12 protein-coding genes are annotated in these 13,503 nt (G+C 74.0%); 7 read left to right on the top strand and 5 right to left on the bottom strand.

What is annotated here, in order from left to right; genetic code table 11:
• From ACWD3O_RS14575 to ACWD3O_RS14565, 3 genes are all read right to left on the bottom strand, one after another.
• Positions 1–1,665 (bottom strand): (2,3-dihydroxybenzoyl)adenylate synthase, encoded by a 1,665-nt coding sequence (locus tag ACWD3O_RS14575; protein WP_451416071.1) that lies wholly within the window; start codon positions 1,663–1,665, stop codon positions 1–3.
• Positions 1,662–2,867, bottom strand: a complete 1,206-nt coding sequence (locus ACWD3O_RS14570) for an isochorismate synthase (RefSeq protein ID WP_451411371.1) — start codon at positions 2,865–2,867, stop codon at positions 1,662–1,664. Before ACWD3O_RS14570 ends, ACWD3O_RS14575 begins: the two co-directional genes overlap by 4 nt.
• Before the next feature lie 67 nt (positions 2,868–2,934).
• Entirely contained in the window at positions 2,935–3,771 is an 837-nt protein-coding gene (locus ACWD3O_RS14565) for a 2,3-dihydro-2,3-dihydroxybenzoate dehydrogenase (protein WP_451411370.1), read from the bottom strand.
• 406 nt (positions 3,772–4,177) lie between these two features.
• Between ACWD3O_RS14565 and ACWD3O_RS14560 the strand changes: the two genes are divergently transcribed.
• From ACWD3O_RS14560 to hydA, 3 genes are all read left to right on the top strand, one after another.
• Positions 4,178–5,020, top strand: a complete 843-nt coding sequence (locus tag ACWD3O_RS14560; RefSeq protein WP_451411369.1) for a nitrilase-related carbon-nitrogen hydrolase — start codon at positions 4,178–4,180, stop codon at positions 5,018–5,020.
• Positions 5,017–6,324 carry an aspartate aminotransferase family protein gene (locus ACWD3O_RS14555; protein WP_451416070.1) on the top strand — a complete coding sequence of 436 codons (1,308 nt, stop codon included), beginning with the start codon at positions 5,017–5,019 and terminating at the stop codon, positions 6,322–6,324. The genes ACWD3O_RS14560 and ACWD3O_RS14555 overlap by 4 nt, the downstream gene beginning before the upstream one ends.
• A 102-nt stretch (positions 6,325–6,426) precedes the next feature.
• Entirely contained in the window at positions 6,427–7,824 is a 1,398-nt protein-coding gene (gene hydA / locus ACWD3O_RS14550; protein WP_451416069.1) for a dihydropyrimidinase, read from the top strand.
• Positions 7,825–7,859: 35 nt separating this feature from the next.
• Here the strand turns inward: hydA and ACWD3O_RS14545 are convergent, their stop codons facing one another.
• Positions 7,860–8,240, bottom strand: coding sequence for a twin-arginine translocase TatA/TatE family subunit (locus ACWD3O_RS14545; protein WP_451416068.1), 381 nt, complete (start codon positions 8,238–8,240; stop codon positions 7,860–7,862).
• A gap of 165 nt (positions 8,241–8,405) precedes the next feature.
• Here ACWD3O_RS14545 and ACWD3O_RS14540 point away from each other — a divergent pair, with 165 nt between their 5' ends.
• Both ACWD3O_RS14540 and ACWD3O_RS14535 read left to right on the top strand, forming a co-directional pair.
• Complete coding sequence (locus tag ACWD3O_RS14540) at positions 8,406–8,792, top strand: BlaI/MecI/CopY family transcriptional regulator (RefSeq protein WP_451411365.1); 387 nt, start codon at positions 8,406–8,408, stop codon at positions 8,790–8,792.
• Positions 8,793–8,801: 9 nt separating this feature from the next.
• Positions 8,802–9,731 (top strand): M56 family metallopeptidase, encoded by a 930-nt coding sequence (locus tag ACWD3O_RS14535; protein WP_451416067.1) that lies wholly within the window; start codon positions 8,802–8,804, stop codon positions 9,729–9,731.
• Between the two features lie 76 nt (positions 9,732–9,807).
• Here the strand turns inward: ACWD3O_RS14535 and ACWD3O_RS14530 are convergent, their stop codons facing one another.
• Positions 9,808–10,809, bottom strand: coding sequence for a sporulation protein (locus ACWD3O_RS14530; RefSeq protein WP_451416066.1), 1,002 nt, complete (start codon positions 10,807–10,809; stop codon positions 9,808–9,810).
• 315 nt (positions 10,810–11,124) lie between these two features.
• Between ACWD3O_RS14530 and ACWD3O_RS14525 the strand changes: the two genes are divergently transcribed.
• Together ACWD3O_RS14525 and ACWD3O_RS14520 are read left to right on the top strand one after the other, a co-directional pair.
• Positions 11,125–12,474 (top strand): hemolysin family protein, encoded by a 1,350-nt coding sequence (locus tag ACWD3O_RS14525; protein WP_451416065.1) that lies wholly within the window; start codon positions 11,125–11,127, stop codon positions 12,472–12,474.
• Positions 12,471–13,487, top strand: coding sequence for a hemolysin family protein (locus ACWD3O_RS14520; RefSeq protein ID WP_451416064.1), 1,017 nt, complete (start codon positions 12,471–12,473; stop codon positions 13,485–13,487). The genes ACWD3O_RS14525 and ACWD3O_RS14520 overlap by 4 nt, the downstream gene beginning before the upstream one ends.
• Positions 13,488–13,503: the final 16 nt, after the last annotated feature.

Genomic DNA, 13,503 nt, shown 5'->3' with positions numbered 1-13,503 from the left:
TCAGTGATCCTGGGCGGAGTCCGCGGCTGCCCGCAGCCCCTTCTTGCTGACCTTGCCGACGCCGGTCTGCGGGAACTCGTCGACGAACTCCACGAGGTCGGGCACCTTGAACGCGGCGATGCCCTGCTCGCGGACGAACCGCTTGATCGCCACGGACTTCACCGGCTCGGCGTCCTTGCGCAGCACCACGTAGGCCAGGCTGCGCTCGCCGAGGTACTCGTCGGGGACGGCGACCACGGAGACGTCGTGCACCGACGGGTGGCGGAGGATGACGTTCTCCACCTCCTCCGGCGCGATCTTCTCGCCGCCCCGGTTGATCTGGTCCTTGGCGCGGCCCTCGACCACCAGGTGGCCGCTCGGGGTGCGGCGGACGATGTCGCCGGTGCGGTAGAAGCCGTCCTCGGTGAAGGAACGCGCGTTGTGCTCCGGGGCCCGCCAGTAGCCGCGGATGGTGTACGGGCCGCGGGTCAGCAGGTGCCCGAACTCGCCCTCGGCGACATCCTGGTCGTGGTCGTCGACGATGCGGATCTCGTCGTCGGGGGAGATCGGCCGGCCCTGGGTGGAGACGATCGTCTCGTACGGGTCGTCCAGTCGGGTGTAGTTGACCAGGCCCTCGGCCATGCCGAAGACCTGCTGCAGGCGGCAGCCGAGGGCGGGCTCGAAGCGGCGGGCCGCCGCCTCGCTGTACTTCGCGCCGCCCACCAGCACCGACTTCAGGCTGGAGAGGTCGTGCTCGGTGGCCGCGGCGGCGTCGGTCCAGACGATCGCCAGCGGGGGCACCAGGCCGGTCATGGTGATCCGCTCCCGCTCGATCAGCGGGAAGGCGGTCGCCGGGTCGGTGTTCGGGGCGAGCACCGCGGTGCCGCCCGCGTGGAAGACGCCGAGCCAACCGGGGCTGCTGACCGGGAAGTTGTGCGCCGCGGGGAGCACCACCAGGAAGCGGGTGCCGGTGTCCACCGCGCAGATCTCGTTGGAGCCCCACACCGAGTACAGGTAGTCGTCGTGGGTGCGGGGGATCAGCTTGGGCACGCCGGTGGTGCCGCCGGAGAGCTGGAGGAAGGCCAGTTCGTGCGGCTCGGGGCCGGCGAGCAGGGCGGCGGGGTCGCCGGTCACCTCGGTGAGCGGGGTGTGCTCGCCGGCCTCGCCGACCACGAACACCTCGCGCAGCGTGGCCACCTCGTCCTTCATCCGGCTCGCCAGCGCGGCGTGGTCGAAGCCGGCGTGCCGGTCGACGGTCACGTAGGCGACGGCCTCGGTGAAGGCGCAGAAGTAGCGGATCTCGGTCTCGCGGTGCGCGGGCAGCGCGAACACCGGCAGGGCGCCGATCCGGAACAGCGCCATGATCACGTGGATGAACTCGGCGATGTTGGGGAGCTGGACGACCACCCGGTCGCCCTTGGCCACGCCCCGGGCGGCGAATCCGGCGGCGAGCCGGTCCACCGCCGCGTCCAGCTCGCGGTAGGTCCACGAACGCCGCTCGGGCGCCGGGTCGACCAGGGCCTCCCGGTCCGGGTACCGCTCGGCGCGCTCGCGCAGCATCCCGCCGATGGTCTCGCCCCGCCACCAGCCCGCGGCGCGGTAGCGGGCGGCGAACTCCTCGGGCCAGGTCGGCGCGTCCACGCCGGGCGTCGTGGCGGGCGGGCGGGCGTCGGTACCGGTGTTCACAGCGAGGCTCCCACGGCGGTCAGGAAGGTACGGAACTTGGCGGCGGTCTCCGCCGTCTCCGCCTCGGCGGAGGACGCCCCCACGATGCCCGCTCCGGCGAACAGGCGCAGCAGCGCCCCCTCGGCCTCCGCGCAGCGGATGGTGACGACCCATTCGCCGTCGCCGGCGGCGTCCTGCCAGCCCACCATGCCGGTGTAGGCGCCGCGGTCGAAGGGCTCGTAGCCGGCGATCACCTCACGGGCGAGGCCCGTCGGCGTGCCGCAGACAGCCGGCGTCGGGTGCAGTGCCGAGGCCAGGTCCAGCGCCGTGGTGCCGGGGTCGGCGAGCTCGCCGGTGACGGTGGTGGACAGGTGCCACATCGCCGCGGTGTTGACCAGGGTGGGACGCTCGGGGACGTCCAGGCGGGAGCAGAACGGGGCCAGCGCGGCCCGGACCGCCTCCACCACGACGGCGTGCTCGTGCAGGTCCTTCGGCGACTCCAGCAGCGTGTTGGCGCGGCGGACGTCCTCGGCGAGGTCCGCGCCGCGCGGCAGCGAACCGGCCAGCGGATTGGCGACGAGGGTGGTGCCGCGGCGCGACACCAGCAGCTCGGGGCTGGCGCCGATCAGGGTGCGGGCCGGGCCGGTGGGCACCGCGAAGGTGTAGCCGCCGGGGTCGCGGCGGGCCAGCCGACGCAGCATCAGCGGCAGGTCGGGCTCCTGGCCGGACGTCAGCTCCAGGGTGCGGGCGAGGACGACCTTGTCGAACTCCCCGGCGCGGATGCGGGCCGCGGCGTCGGTGACCGCGCGTCCGTACTCGGCGGCGGACGGCACCTCGCGCACCTGCCAGGCGTGACGCGGGCCCTCGGGCGTCGGCAGCGCGATCAGCGGGTCCTCGCACAGCGCGGGCGCGGTGCGCAGGGCGGCGGGAACGGCCAGGGCGGGCGGCGCGTCGGGGGAGAACGGCACCGAGCCCAGGACGACCGTGCGGGCGGCGTCGTCCCCGGTGAGGTCGCGGGCGGCCGCCAGGACCTCCCGGACGCGCTCGGTCAGCGGGCGGGCGTCGTGCGGCACCTCCGCGACGACGCCCTCGCCGAGCAGGGTGCGGTGGGGGGTGGCGACGAAGCGGTCGCCCGGGCGGTAGGAGTCGAGCAGCGCGGTCGCCGCGCCGAGCGTGGCCGGCGGAGCGGGGAGGACCATGGGCTCTCGCAGGGGGGCGGTCATCACATCTCCAGTTCGTCGGACGGGGCGGTGGGGCCCGGAGGGTGTGGGGGAGGGGGAAGCGGTCGGCCTAGGCACGCAGGGTGGCTCCGCCGTCGACGTAGAGGTCGTGCATGGTGATGTGCCGGGCGCGGTCCGAGGCGAGGAACGCCACGGCCTCGGCGACGTCCTCCGGGTCGGCGATGCGTCCCAGCGGTATGCCGGTGCGGTGGGCGGCCAGGTCGCCCTCGATCACGCGGCGCGCGGCGGCCTCGGCGTCGCCCCCGGCCCACAGGCCGCGCTGCATGTCGGTCATGGTGGAGCCCGGGGAGACCGTGTTGCAGCGCACGCCGTGCGCGGCCACCTCCAGCCCGAGGCACTTGGTGAACATGACCGTGGCGGCCTTGGAGGCGGCGTAGGCGGCCAGACCGGCCCGGGGGATACCGGCCGCGTTGGAGGCGACGGTCACGATGCTGCCGCGGCCACGCTCCGTCATGCGCCGGGCGGCGGCCCGGGAGACGTGGAAGACGCCGGTGGTGTTCACGGCGAAGTGGGCGTCCCACCGCTCGTCCGTCAGGTCGACGACGGCGGAGGTCCACAGCACCCCCGCGACGTTCACGGCGACGTCCAGCGGGCCGAACACGTCCTCGGCGTGGGCGACCGCGGCGTCCACGGCGGCCGAGTCGCGGACGTCCAGCGCCAGGGCGGCGACCCGGCCGTCGTACCGGCGGGCCAGCTTCTTGGCCTTCGGCTTCTCGAGGTCGGTGGCCAGCACCCGGGCGCCCCGGGCGGCGAGCGCGTGCACCACGGCCCGGCCGATGCCCCGCGCCGCACCGGTCACCAGCGCGGTCCGGCCGGCGAACTCCTGCGCGCCGGTGGCCCCGGGATCCGGGAGTGCGGGTACGGGCGGAGTGGACGGGTGGGACACTGGTGGCTTCCTTCTTCCCGGGAACCGGACCGCCCGTGGCGGCAGTCGTCCCCGGTGAGCGTGCGCAGGGGTCACCACCGCTGCGGGCAGCGCAACGAAAGTAAGGTTAGGCTAACCAACGTTCCGGTGGGAAGAGAATCCGGGTACCGGATCCGGCCGTTCCAGCAGGTGCCGGCGGGTTTCCCGGTGGCCGGAACTGGCCCGCAAGGGTGCTTGCGGGCGGCGATTCGACGGTTTCGCCGGGATGGTCTTGGCAAGCCCTCCGGGGCGTCCTAAGTTCGAGCTTCCAGCGTGTGCGGCCGGCCGGCCTCCCCGGCCCCTTCCGGCCGTCCGGTGGTGCCAGTGCCGTCCCAGCGGTGAGTCGATGCAGTGAAGGCCCTCTGACGTTCCGTCGAAGGAGCAGCTCGTGGCCGACGTCGTACGCGCGGCCCTCGTCCAGGCGACCTGGACCGGGGACACCGAATCCATGATCGCCAAACACGAGGAACACGCCCGCGAGGCCGCCCGGCAGGGCGCGCGGATCATCGGCTTCCAGGAAGTCTTCAACGCCCCCTACTTCTGCCAGGTCCAGGAGCCCGAGCACTACCGGTGGGCGGAACCCGTCCCCGACGGGCCGACCGTGACCCGTATGCGGTCCCTCGCCCGGGAGACCGGCATGGTGATCGTGGTGCCGGTCTTCGAGGTCGAGCGGAGCGGCTTCTACTACAACACCGCCGTCGTCGTCGACGCGGACGGGACGGTGCTGGGCAAGTACCGCAAGCACCACATCCCCCAGGTCAAGGGCTTCTGGGAGAAGTACTACTTCAAGCCGGGGAACCTGGGCTGGCCGGTCTTCGACACCGCCGTCGGCAGGGTCGGCGTGTACATCTGCTACGACCGGCACTTCCCGGAGGGCTGGCGGCAACTCGGCCTGAACGGCGCGCAGATCGTCTACAACCCGTCGGCCACCTCGCGCGGGCTCTCCGCCCACCTGTGGCAGCTCGAGCAGCCCGCGGCCGCCGTCGCCAACGAGTACTTCGTCGCCGCCATCAACCGGGTCGGCCAGGAACCGTACGGCGACAACGACTTCTACGGCACCAGCTACTTCGTCGACCCCCGCGGGCAGTTCGTGGGCGAGGTGGCCTCCGACAAGGAGGAGGAACTCGTCGTCCGCGACCTCGACCTCGACCTGATCGAGGAGGTCCGGCAGCAGTGGGCCTTCTACCGCGACCGCAGGCCCGACGCCTACCAGGGGCTGGTCGAGCCGTGACGGACGCGCCCGCCGGCGCGCGGGGACTGCTCGGCCGGCACCGGGCCGTCCTGCCCGACTGGCTCGGCCTCTACTACGACGACCCCCTCGAGATCGTCCGCGGCGAGGGCCGCCACGTGTGGGACGCCGAGGGCCGCCGCTACCTCGACTTCTTCGGCGGCATCCTCACCACCATGACCGCCCACGCCCTCCCCGAGGTCACCCGGGCGGTCGCCGACCAGGCCGGCCGGCTGCCGCACTCCTCCACGCTCTACCTCAACCGGCCGATGGTCGACCTCGCCGAACGGATCGCCGCCCTGTCCGGCATCCCCGACGCCCGCGTCTTCTTCACCACCTCAGGCACCGAGGCCAACGACACCGCCCTGCTGCTCGCCACCACCCACCGGCGCGGCAACCAGATCCTGGCCATGCGCAACAGCTACCACGGCCGGTCCTTCTCCACCGTCTCCGTCACCGGCAACCGCGGCTGGTCGCCCACCTCGCTCTCCCCGCTGCAGACCCTCTACGTCCACGGCGGGGTCCGCCACCGCGGGCCCTACGCGCACCTGGACGACGCGGCGTTCACCGCCGCCTGCGTCGCCGACCTGCGCGACCTGCTCGGCCACGTCCGCGCCCCGGCCGCGCTGATCGCCGAACCGGTGCAGGGCGTCGGCGGGTTCACCTCGCCGCCCGACGGGCTCTACGCGGCCTTCCGCGAAGTCCTCGCGGAGCAGGGCGTGCTGTGGATCGCCGACGAGGTGCAGACCGGCTGGGGCCGCACCGGCGACCACTTCTGGGGCTGGCAGGCCCACGCGGGCAACGGGCCGCCCGACATCGTCACCTTCGCCAAGGGCATCGGCAACGGCATGTCGGTCGGCGGCGTGATCGCCCGCGCCGAGATCATGAACTGCCTCGATGCGAACTCCATCTCCACCTTCGGCGGCACCCAGGTCACCATGGCCGCCGCCCTCGCCAACCTCGGCCACCTCCTGGAGCACGACCTCCAGGGCAACGCCCGCCGGGTCGGCGGCCTGCTGCTGGAGCGTCTGCGCGCCTCCTGCGCCGGGCTGCCGGGCGTCCGCGAGGTCCGCGGGCGGGGGCTGATGATCGGCATCGAACTGGTCCGGCCCGGCACCGGCCTGGCCGCCCCGGAGGCCGCCGCGGCCGTCCTCGAGGAGACCCGCGCGGGCGGTCTGCTGATCGGCAAGGGCGGCGGCCACGACACCAGCGCGCTGCGGATCGCCCCGCCGCTCTCGCTCACCGCCGCCGAGGCCGAGGAGGGAGCGGCCGTCCTCGCACGCGCCCTGCACCGCATCACCGGCTGACCGCGGCGGTCCCGAGTCCTCGCATCCTCACGGCCCGCACCGGTCCCCCCGGCTCCCGGCCTCCCCGCCCAGGGGCGCCGCACGGAAGGAGAGGCACAGCCCATGTCGCGCACCCTGATCCGCGGCGGACTCGTCGTCACCGCCTCCGACGAGGTCCACGCCGACGTCCTGATCGAGGACGGCCGCATCGCCGCCCTCGCCGCCCACGGCACCTCCGCCGCCGAGTCGTGGACCGCCGACCGCACGGTGGACGCCACCGACCGGTACGTCATCCCCGGGGGCGTCGACGCCCACACCCACATGGAGATGCCGTTCGGCGGCACCACCTCCTCCGACACCTTCGCGACGGGCACCCGGGCCGCCGCCTGGGGCGGAACGACGACGATCGTCGACTTCGCGATCCAGCCCAAGGGCGGATCCCTGCGCGAGGGCCTCGACGCCTGGCACGAGAAGGCGGAGGGCACCTGCTCCGTCGACTACGGCTTCCACATGATCATGTCCGACGTCAACACGTCGTCGCTCCGGCAGATGGACGCCCTGATCGAGGCCGGAGTGAGCTCGTTCAAGCTCTTCACGGCCTACCCCGGGGTCTTCTACTCCGACGACGGCCAGATCCTCCGCGCCATGCAGCGCGCAGCCGGCAACGGCGGCCTGATCATGATGCACGCCGAGAACGGCCTCGCCATCGACGTCCTGGTCGAACAGGCCCTGGCGCGGGGGGAACGCGACCCGCGCCACCACGGAGAGGTGCGCCACGCGCTCCTCGAGGCCGAGGCCACGCACCGCGTCGTCCGGCTCGCGCAGGTCGCCGGCGCCCCCGTCTACGTGGTGCACGTCTCCGCGCGGGAGGCCGTGGCCGAGCTGGCCCGGGCGCGCGACGAGGGGCTGCCGGTCTTCGGGGAGACCTGCCCGCAGTACCTGTTCCTGTCCACCGACAACCTGGCCGAACCCGGCTTCGAGGGCGCCAAGTACGTCTGCTCCACGCCGCTGCGGCCCCGGGATCACCAGGCGGCGCTCTGGCGCGGCCTGCGGACCGACGACCTCCAGGTCGTCTCCACCGACCACTGCCCGTTCTGCTTCAAGGGCCAGAAGGACATGGGCGTCGGCGACTTCTCCAAGATCCCCAACGGCATGCCCGGCGTGGAGCACCGCATGGACCTCCTCCACCAGGCCGTGGTCGACGGTCACCTCACCCGCCGCCGCTGGATCGACATCGCCTGCGCCGCACCGGCGCGCATGTTCGGCCTCTACCCGAGGAAGGGCACCCTCGCGCCGGGCGCCGACGCGGACGTGGTGATCTACGACCCGCACGCGGAGCAGGTGATCTCGGCCGAGACGCACCACATGAACGTCGACTACTCCGCCTACGAGGGGAAGCGGATCACCGGCCGGGTCGAGACGGTCCTCTCCCGCGGGGTGCCGGTGATCGAGGCCGGCGCGTACGTGGGGCGCGCCGGGCACGGTGTGTACCTCCCGCGGGGGCTCTGCCAGTACGCGTGAGCGGCCGAGGGCGCTCCCGGCGCCCGCCGGTCCGGTCAGCCCCTCGGGTGCGGTTCGCCGGGAGCCGGGGAGGGGCGGGCACCGGCCGACGGCACGGCCGTGCCGGGCGGGAGGATCACTCCCTCGATCACCCGGGGTTCGGCCCCCGGTCCCGCGGCCGTCGCGTCCGCCCGGGTGCCGGACCCGGCCCCGGCGGCGTCCGCGGGGGTGCCGGGGCCCGCCCCGGCGGCGTCCGCCGGGGCGCCCGGCCCGCTGTCCGCCGCATCCCCGTTCTCCTGCTGCTTCGCGGCGCGCGCCTCGGCCTTGAGGATGCGCGCCGACCGGCCCGCCGCCCGGGCCAGGTCGGGAAGCCGCTTCGCGCCGAGGAGCAGGACGACCACGATCAGGATGATCGCGAGTTCGCTCAGTCCGAACATCTCAGGATCCCTTCTCAGACGTTGACGCCGTACGCGGCGGCGCCGCCGAGGAGAATCTACAGCACTGTAGAAACGCGACGGGGTGCGATTCCTGGACGTCCCGGCGGGAGGTGTCCTTACGATGGACCGTCCATGACGTGCGCGGCAGCGAAAGGAGGCGAGGGCGTGACGGAGCACCAGCGTCCCCGGCGCCGGGGGCAGGGAGAGCTGGAGGTGCAGGTCCTCGCCGCCCTCCGCGAGGCGGGTGAACCGGCGACGGCCGGCTGGGTGCAGGAGCGCCTGGGCGGTGACCTCGCGTACACGACGGTGATCACCATCCTCACCCGGCTGATGGAGAAGGGGGCCGTGTCCCGCGAGCGGGCCGGGCGCTCCTTCCTCTGGACGCCGTCGTCCGACGAGGCGGGGCTCGCCGCCCGGAAGATGCGCCGGATGCTCGACGGGGAACGGGACCGGCAGGCCGTCCTGGCCAGCTTCATCACGACCCTGGACCCCGCGGACGAGCGCCTGGTCCGCGAACTGCTGGAGCAGGGGAAGAACGAGAGGGAAGGCTGAGGCGCCGCCATGGGCTTGTTCGTCCTCCTGCCCCTGGTCCTGCCGCTGACGGCCTGGCCGATCGCCCGGCTGGCCCAGCACCTGCACCCGCGCGTGGCCACGCGGCTGCTGACCGGCGTGGCCGGAGTGATGGCCCTGTGCAGCACCGTGTGCCTGGGGCTGCTGATGGTCGTGGGCACCGCCCAGCTGCCCGGCAATCCGCTGCCCGACGGCTGGTCGGACCCGGAGGTCCGTGAGGCCGTCCCCTACGACGAGGTCGTCGGCACGGTGGCCGTCCCCGCCCTGCTCGCCGTCGCCGTGCTGTGCGCCGGGACGCTCCGACGGCACGTCCGGGTGCGGCGGCGCGCCCACCGCGTGCTCGCCGGGCTGCCGAAGACCCAGGTGGCGGTGCTGCCCGACCCGGAGGCCTACGCCTACGCCCTGCCCGGCAGGCCCCGCGGCCGGATCGTGGTGACGACCGGACTGCTCGACACGCTCCGCCCGGCCGAACGCCGGGCCGTCTTCGCCCACGAGCGCGCCCACCTGGTGGGCCGCCACCACCGCTTCCTGCTGCTGACGCACCTCGCCGCCTGCGCCAACCCGTTCCTGCGCCCCCTGCGGACGGCCGTCGCCTACACGGCCGAGCGCTGGGCCGACGAGGAGGCGGCGCGGGCCGTCGGCGACCGGCGGACCGTGGCGAGCGCGATCGGCAGGGCCGCACTCGTCTCCCGGGCCGTCCCCGCCCCCACGCTCGCCGGCCTCGCCGCGCCCGGTCCCGTGCCGCGCCGCATGGCCGCCCTGCTGGCGCCGCCGCCCGCGCCGCGTCACTGGCCGTCGCTGTTCACCGCGGTGGGCGCGGCGCTGTGGACCGCCGCCGCGGGGGTCGTCGCCTCCGCGATGTCCTCCGCGAACTCGGCGGTGACCATGATGCTCATCCTCCACGCGGCCACACCGCTCTGACCTGGCCGGGCCGGAGCTGGTCCGGCCCGACCTGGCCTGGTCCGGCCTGGGCCGACCCGCGGTGGGCCGTGGGGCGTCAGGCTTCCTCCGCCCCCTCGTCGTCGTCCTCGTCCTCGACGAGGTCGCCGACCTCGTCGACCACTTCGGCGGCGACCATGCCGCCCGCGACCCCTACCGCCAGCCCGGCCGCCCCGGCCGCCACCGCGCCGCCGTATCCGCCGCGGCCGTGCCCGTGGTGGTCGTCGTGATCGTGGCTCCCGTGGTGGCCGTCGTGCCCGTGGTGGCCGTACGCGTACGCGGTCCGGGGTGCGGGGTCGACGAGCTGCCGGACCCAGCCGTCGACGAGGGCATTCCAGTCCTGGCCCTCCGCCTGGTCGTGCGGGACCGTGAAGCGGGCCAGGGCGTCGTGCCCTCCGGAGAGGAGGCCGCCGTGCCGGTCCGCCTCCAGGACCACCTCCAGGCCGGCCGGAGAGGCGAGGAAGGTCAGCTCCAGCTCACCGATCCGGTCGGCGTGATCCGGCGCCGGGACCAGTTCCAGCTCCTGGTAAAACGGCAGCTCCTGGCCGGTGCCCGCGATCCGGCCGTACTCCAGGTCGGCCGACCGGAAGCCGAAGCCCAGCTGCCCGAAGGCCTCCAGGACCGCCTCCTGGGCCGGCAGGGGCGCGACGGCCAGGGGGTCGAGGTCGCCCTTGTCCCTCGCGCCGGCCACCTCCAGCTCGGTGCGCACGCCGAGGACCACGCCCAGCGGCTGGCCGTGCAGCTCGGTGACCGGCGTCTCCCACGGCAGCGTCACCGAGAACGGCACGTCCCGCTCCTCGCCCGCCCCGAGCCGGAAACCACCGCCCACGACGAACCGGCCGAAGCCGACGACGCCCTCGCTCTCGCCCTCCGCGTGCTCGGCCTCGACCCGGGCCACCAGCTCCAGGGTCACGCCGGCGATCTCGGCGTCGCGGTCGCCGCCCTTGATGTGCACGCGCCCCGTCAGGCTCCCGCCGGGGCGGGCCGCTCCCGCGTCGAGAACCGTGTCCACCGTGGGTCCGCCCACCCCGAGCGCGCCGAGCAGTCGCTTGAACACCATCGCGACGTCCACTCCCTCTCGTTCCCGTCCGGGGCCGCACGGCCCCGGTCATTTTCTACAAGCGCGTAGAAGCATAGGGTGGTCCTGACGGCGCACAGCACTCGGCAGCCTCCCCCGGTGTGCCGCGGCGTGGTGCGGACGCTCCCGTTCCACACTGACGGGAACGTCCCGTCCGTCTCGTCCGTTCACAGCTCGCACAACGATTTCCTGAAGGAGCAAGCCCGTGTCCGCCAGTCCGACGGACTCCCCCGGGGACAGTCCCCGGCCATCCCGCCCCAGCAACCGAGAACGCGGCACCCGGCGGGGTGGTGACCGATGAGTGCCGCCACCGCCCTGCTCGGCCTGCTGGCCGTCTTCGTGCTCACCGCGGGCACCGGGTACTTCGTCGCCCAGGAGTTCGCCTTCGTCTCCGTCGACCGCCTCGCCCTCGCGCGGCAGGCCGAGGCGGGGGACAGGAAGGCGGCGCGCGCCCTGAAGGTGCTGGAGCGCCTGTCCTTCATGCTGTCCGGCGCCCAGCTCGGCATCACCGTCACCGGCCTGGTCGTCGGCTTCATCGCCGAACCGGCCGTCTCCGCGCTGCTGCGCCCCGCCCTGACCGGCATCGGCGTCCCCGAGGGCGCGGTGGGCGGCGTGTCCGTCACCCTCGCCTTCGTGCTGGCCACCGTCGTCCAGATGGTGCTGGGCGAGCTCTTCCCCAAGAACCTGGCCATCGCCGTGCCCGAACGGCTGGCGAAGGCGCTGGCCGGCTCCACGCTCGTCTACCTCAAGGTCGTGGGCCCGCTCGTCCGCGTCTTCGACAGCGCGGCGAACAAGCTGCTGCGCAAGGTCGGCATCGAGCCGGTCGAGGAACTGCACCACGGCGCCACCCTGGAGGAACTCGGCCACCTCATCGGCGAGTCCCACGAGAAGGGCGAGCTGCCCCGCGACACGGCCGAACTCGTCGACCACGCCCTGGAGTTCTCCGAGCGCACGCTCGCCGGGGTGATGGTGCCGCGCGTCGACGCCGTCTTCGTCCGCCGGGACGCCACCGCGGCGGACGCGGTGGCCCTCATCGGCCGGCACGGCCACTCCACCTACCCCGTCCTCGGGGACCACCCCGACGACGTCGCGGGCGTCCTCGGCGTCCGCGACCTGATGCGGCTCCCCGCCGAGCGGCTCGCCACGACGACCGCGGGAGCGGCCGCCCGGCGCCCGCTGTTCCTCCCCGACACGCTGCCCCTTCCGCAGGCCGTCGAGCAGATGCGGGAACGGGGCGACGAGTTCGCGGTCGTCCTGGAGGAGCACGGCGGCGTCGCCGGCATCGTCACCTACGAGGACATCGCCGAGGAACTGGTCGGCGACATCGCCGACGAGAGCGACGTCGTCACCGAGCCCGCCGTCCCGGACGGGGACGGCTGGCTGGTGGACGCGGGCCGCCGCATCGACGAGATCGCCGCCGCCACCGGCATCGACCTGCCCGAGGAGGAGGACTTCGACACCGTCGCCGGCCTGGTCGTGGACCGCCTCGGCCGCTTCCCGGCCGTCGGCGACCGGCTGACCGTGGAACCGGACGACGGCGGCCGCGTGCTGATCGACGTGCGGACCCTGGACCGCCACGTGCCCGACCGGGTGCGCATCGAGCGGCTGGCCGAGGACGGCAGTGAAGCCGTGGAGGAGCAGGCATGAGTTTCCCGATGGCGGTCTTCGTCACCGTCCTGCTGCTCGTCGGCAGCGGCTTCTTCGTCGCCGCGGAGTTCGCGCTGGTAGCCGCCAAGAGGCACCGCATGGAGAAGGCCGCCGCGGCGGGTCAGCGCGGCGCCAAGGCGGCGCTCGCCGGCATGCGCGAGCTCTCGCTGATGCTCGCCGGGGCCCAGCTGGGCATCACCGTCTGCACCCTGGGGCTGGGGTCCGTCTCCAAGCCCGCGATCTCCCACGAGATCGACCCGCTGCTCAAGGACCTGGGGCTGCCGAGCGCCCTGAGCTACGGGATCGCCTTCGCCGTCGCCATGATCGTGGTGGTCTTCCTCCACATGGTCGTCGGCGAGATGGCGCCCAAGTCCTGGGCCATCGCCCACCCGGAGCGCTCGGCGATGCTGCTGTCCCCGCCCTTCCGGGCGGTGGCCAAGGCCGTCCGGCCGCTGATCGGGCTGCTGAACCGGATCAGCAACGTCCTGGTCCGGCTCTGCCGGGTCGCACCGCGCGACGAGCTCGCCTCGGTGCACAACCGCGAGCAGCTCACCCACCTCGTCGAGGAGTCGGAGCGGCTCGGACTGATCAGCGCGTCCGACTCGGAGCTGCTGACCCGCTCCCTCGTCGAGCCGGAGACGCCCGTGGAGGCGCTGCGGATCCCGGCCGCCGACATCACCTCCGTGGACGGCGCGGCCCCGGTCGAGGAGCTCCTGGCCCTGGCCGCGGCCCACGACCGCACCCGCCTGCTGGTCCGCGAGGACGGCGAGTTCCTCGGCTCCGTCCACGCCCGGGACGCGCTGGTCGCCCGTGCCCAGGGGCGGGCCATACTCGCCCGGGACCTGGCCCGGCCGGTGCCCGCCATGCCGGGCCGGACCACGGTGGCCGACGCCATCGAACTGCTCCGCCGCAACCGGGCCTCGCTGGCGGTGGTGCGCGACGAGGCCGGACGGGTCACCGGCATGGTCGCCCTCGACGACCTGCTGGCGCGCTACCTGCAGCCGCAGCCCTGACCGGGCGCGCGCCCGC

This window comes from Streptomyces sp. NPDC002640, assembly GCF_053592575.1.
Note: the sequence above shows the minus strand (reverse complement) of the source record. Positions and strands in the feature narration are given on the sequence as shown.